Source organism: Stenotrophomonas maltophilia group sp. Smal32, from assembly GCF_030237085.1.
Taxonomy (GTDB): Bacteria; Pseudomonadota; Gammaproteobacteria; order Xanthomonadales; family Xanthomonadaceae; genus Stenotrophomonas; species Stenotrophomonas maltophilia_Q.
In genome coordinates, this window is the sequence record NZ_JASJSI010000184.1 from 1 (window position 1) to 4,297 (window position 4,297).

Annotated in this window: 3 protein-coding genes; all 3 read right to left on the reverse strand. The window is 69.7% G+C overall.

The annotated features are described in order from the left end of the window. Positions 1-369: 369 nt before the first annotated feature. Positions 370-1,083 (reverse strand): energy transducer TonB, encoded by a 714-nt coding sequence (locus tag QRO91_RS21955; protein ID WP_285310572.1) that lies wholly within the window; start codon positions 1,081-1,083, stop codon positions 370-372. Next, complete coding sequence (locus QRO91_RS21960) at positions 1,076-1,876, reverse strand: ChaN family lipoprotein (RefSeq protein WP_049429231.1); 801 nt, start codon at positions 1,874-1,876, stop codon at positions 1,076-1,078. The genes QRO91_RS21955 and QRO91_RS21960 overlap by 8 nt, the downstream gene beginning before the upstream one ends. Beyond that, the coding region (locus tag QRO91_RS21965; protein ID WP_285310573.1) for a TonB-dependent receptor at positions 1,863-4,297 on the reverse strand (2,435 nt) is incomplete at its 5' end. The genes QRO91_RS21960 and QRO91_RS21965, both read right to left, overlap by 14 nt.

The following is a 4,297-nucleotide window of genomic DNA, read 5'->3' on the forward strand; positions in this document are numbered from 1 at the left end:
GTGGCCCGCGTCGGCGCGCCGGGCCGCGCTCGCCGGGGCCCCGGGGGGGCCCCGGCGCGCCCGGCGCGGGGGCCACATGTATTACCCCCCGGCCCCGGGGGGCCGGACCCCCCGAACGTTGGCCCCCGGGCCCGCGCCCGCCCCGGTGCCGTGCCCGGGAGGGGCGGACCCCTGGGGGGGGGGCGGGGCCGTGGGCGGCCCGGCGCTGGGCCTCGGCTCTACAACTGCCGTTCGCATGGAGCAGCCGAGCATCGGCCCGGCGATACAGCACGCTGCGATCGTTGCGCATGGCGGACTGCTCTGTTGCGCGGGGTGTATTTGACCTCAACCCGGGTTGAGGTCGCAGACTGCCTCGCAGCTCCACAGCGCCTAGCGCAGGTAGTACTCCACCGGTACCACCAGTTCCTGAGGTGCCTTCAGTTCATCGGGAATTGGGGGGAGTGGCTGGGCGCGACGGAAGGTCTGCAGGGCTGCGTCATCGAGCATCGGCTGGCCACTGGACTGCTCCAGCCGCAGGGCCAGCAGGCGACCTTCGCGGTCGATGCTGGCCCTGACCCAGGCAGTGCCCTGCTGCCGGCGCGAGCGCGCGGCGGCGGGGTAATAGCGGTAACGTTCCAGCCGCGCCATCAGGCGGGCTTCCCACTGGTCGCTGGCGGCGCCGGCCTGGGAGTCTGCCGGTGGCGCGTCCGGAGCGGGCGGCGCGGCCGTGATCGATGCCGGTGCGGGACTTGCATCGGTCGCGGCCGCAGGCGGGGCGACCGGCACTGGCTGGCGGCCCGTGCCACCCGTTTCGCTGGCGGCCTGCTCTCCGTCGCGCGCCGCCGTAGACTTGGGCGGCGGCGGTGACTTCGTGGGCTGCGAGGCGCGGGCCTGCTGCGCCTGGCTGGGGGTTTCGGCCTGGCGCTCCTCTACCGGCTGTGGCGGCGTGGCCGGTGCCAGCAGGCGCAGGCTGATGCGCACGTCCTGCTCCGGCGGCGGCAGCATCGGCGGCATCGCGACCCAGTGCACCAACAGCAGCAGTGGCAGCAGATGCAGGACGACGGTGATCGCGATCGCCTGCCAGTGTTGGCCGCGCTCACTCATCGTCCAGCACCCACAGCAGATCGGCATCAGCTGCATCGACGGTTTCACCCGGTGAAGCCAATGCGATCACCAACGCAGGCGTATCCGGTGACAGGTAGCCCGGTACCCCGGTACCGCGCAGTACATGCCAGCGACCTGCTACCAGCAGCGCCGGTGCGGGCGCGTCGAGCAGCACCTGCGCCATGCGCGTGTCGCGGGCCTGTTGTACGGCCAGCATCCCTTCCAGCATCGGTGCCGCGTCTGCGTGCTGGGCCAGCACCACCGCCGACAGGCGCTGGCGGGCAGCGGCCACTGGGAATCGCACGCCCTCGGTCGAGGCCAGCAGCGCGTTGACCTCGGCACGCGACAGGTTGCCACCGAACAACGGCGTGCCTGCATCGGCAGCCTCCCGTACCAGCCCGCCATACGCGGCCCACGGCCAGCGCGCATCCCAGTCCAGCAGATCCTGCAGGCGTGCACCCTCGGCATGGGTGCCCCTGGCCAGCCAGCGCTGCACCCGTTGCAGGCGCGGCTGGCGCTCGCTGGCAATCATCTCCATCACCAGCGCGCCTTGCGGGCGCACCTGTTGCAGGGCATGCAGCAGCCAGCGCTGGGCCGCATGGTCTCCGGCGAGGTCATGGCGTTCACCCAGCAGCAGCCGCTGCGCATTGGCCGCACGCTGCACGAATGCGGCCTCGTCCAGATGCTGGCCGCTGGCCAGGTCGGTCACCGTGCCGGGCATCGACTGGGCGCCAGCCACGCCCGCCAGCGCCAGCAGGCACAGCGGCAACCAGCGACGGCTAGAACGCCACATTGATGCCCATCGAGACGGTGCGGCCACGGCCGTTGCCGCGGTCCAGGATCGGGCTGAAGATGCTGTCGATCGAGGCATTGTTGTCATAGGACTTGTTCTGCAGGTTTTCGATGTTCAGCCACAGCGTGGTATTGGCCTGTGGCTTGAAGCTGGCGTAGAAGTCGAGCAGCACACCGGTGCCGCCGGTCTTGCGGGTCTGGAAGAAGTCGTAGCCTTCCTCGGTGGGCCCGGAGTATTCGGCGCGCAGGCCGGCCTGCACGCGCTGCTGCCACCAGCGGCCGCCCACGTCCAGCGTCCAGTAGCGGTCGGGCAGGGCGGTGATGTCTTCCAGGTTGACGAACTCGATGGCCGGTGCGCTGGTGCGCGAGCGGGTCCAGCTGAGCGTGGCGTGGTAGTGCTCACTGGCGTAGTGCGCTTCCAGCTCGATGCCGCGCATGCGTACAACGCCCGGGTGGTTCATCCAGCGCGTGGTGGTGGTGAAGTCGTCTGCATCCAGCACATCGGTCCAGGCATTGAGCTGCGGATCGCTGTCGATCGGCACCACGAACGGCTCCAGTTCCGGCGGATGCACGATCAGCAGGTACTGCGGCTTGATGTAGTCGCGGATGCGGTTGTCGAAACGGGTGATGCGCAGCTGCGCCAGGTCACCGTCGACCAGCAGCGAATCGGTGCTGAGGTTGGCACCGAACTGCAGGTTGCGTGAGCGCTCGCGGCGCAGGAACGGATTGGCACCTACGCCGTCGGCATCACTCATGCCCTCCAACGGGATCTTCTCGAAGAACATCTCCTGCACACGCGGCGGTCGCGAGGTGCGCGAGACTTCAGCGAACAGCTGCAGCCAGTCGGTGGCCTGCAGTGAGAGTGCCAGGCTGGGGCTGAGCGCGCGCTCGCTGCGGCGCACGTCGATGTCGCCGCCATGGATCTCCGTGCATTGGCCCGGCACGTCGGAACACACCGGGATATGGCCGCGGATGCCGTATCGATCCTGGCGCAGGCCAGCGGTCAGCGCGTAGATGTCGTATTGCAGTTCCAGGGTGCTGAACACGCTGTCGAGCTTGCTGCGGCCCTGTGGGTTGGCACCGCGCAGGATAGGGGTGTCGGCCACGTAGATGTCCGACTGATGCTTGATGCCGGTGTTCCACCGCGCCTGCAGGGCGCCGATATCAAAGCGGCTGGTGTTGTCGACGGTCCAGCTGCTCAGGCTGCTGTGGGTGCGGCGGCCGATGTAGCTCGAATCCTCCACCGGCGGGTAGAACAGCCGGGTCTTGTTGCTGGCGAAGGTGGCACGCAGGTCGATCCACGGCGTATAGGGCGTGTAGTGGTAGCTGGCGCGCTGGTTGCGCGCGGAAATCTGCCACGGGTAATTGTGGTAGAAGTCGTTTTCGTAGCGCATGTGGCTCAGGTCCAGCCGATGCTGGTCGCTGGGCTGCAGGCGGGCTTTCAGCAGCCAGCTGCTGGGCTGCTGGCTGCCCGGGTCGGCAGCGTTCTTCTGCCCACGGGCGGTGGCGTATTCGCTGCTGTGGCTGCTGCTGGCAGCGGCCAGCAGGCCGAACTGGCGATCACCGCCGTCCTCGCTGTGGCGCCAGGCGCCGGCGAAGGTGCGGCCGCTGCCATAGCCGTTGTTGCCATGCCGGTAGCCCGCGCGCAGGCCCCAGTCGCGACCCTCGCCGAGCAGATCGTCGATATCGAGCGTGCGGAAGTTGGCACTGCCGGCCAGCGTACCAGCGCCGTCACCGCCAGCGACCGCACCGCGCTGCACGTCCACACCGGCCAGCAGGAACGGATCGACGTAGGCGAAGGGGCCACCCGAGCCATGGCCGGCATTGTTGCGGAAGGTCTGGGTGACACCGTCGATCATGGTGTTGACCCGGCCGGCACCGGTCATGCCGCGGATGTTGACCTGCAGGCCCGGTTGGCTGCGCGAATGGAAGCTGTGGGTACCGGGCATCGAGCGCAGCAGGCTGTTGCCGTCCTGGCGTTCGGCCATCGCCAAGCGCTCGCTACCGACAGTGGGTGCGAAGCCATCGTGGGTGGCCGGCACGTACTGGCTGGCTCCGCTGCCCGGTGCATTGCCGTGCGCGGTGTCGCCCTGCACACGCAGCGGGCCGGTGCGGCGGCTGCCGTCGCGGCGTTCGGCCGGCGCCGGCTCCAGGGTGGCGCGGCGTGCATGGATGAAGCGCGGACGCAGGCCGCTGCCGGCCAGCAGGTGCGACAGGGCCTGCGCATCGTCGAAGTCGCCGCGCAGCGCGGGCGCGGCATGACCGGCGGGAAGCGCCGCGCCGACGACCAGATCGATACCGGTCAGCCGGCTGTAGGCATCCAGTGCGGCAGGCAGTGGCTGGGCGGGCAGGTCATAGCTGCGCGTGGCGGCCTGTGCATGGGCACTGGTCGGCAGCAGTGGGACGGTGCCGGCGCAGGCCA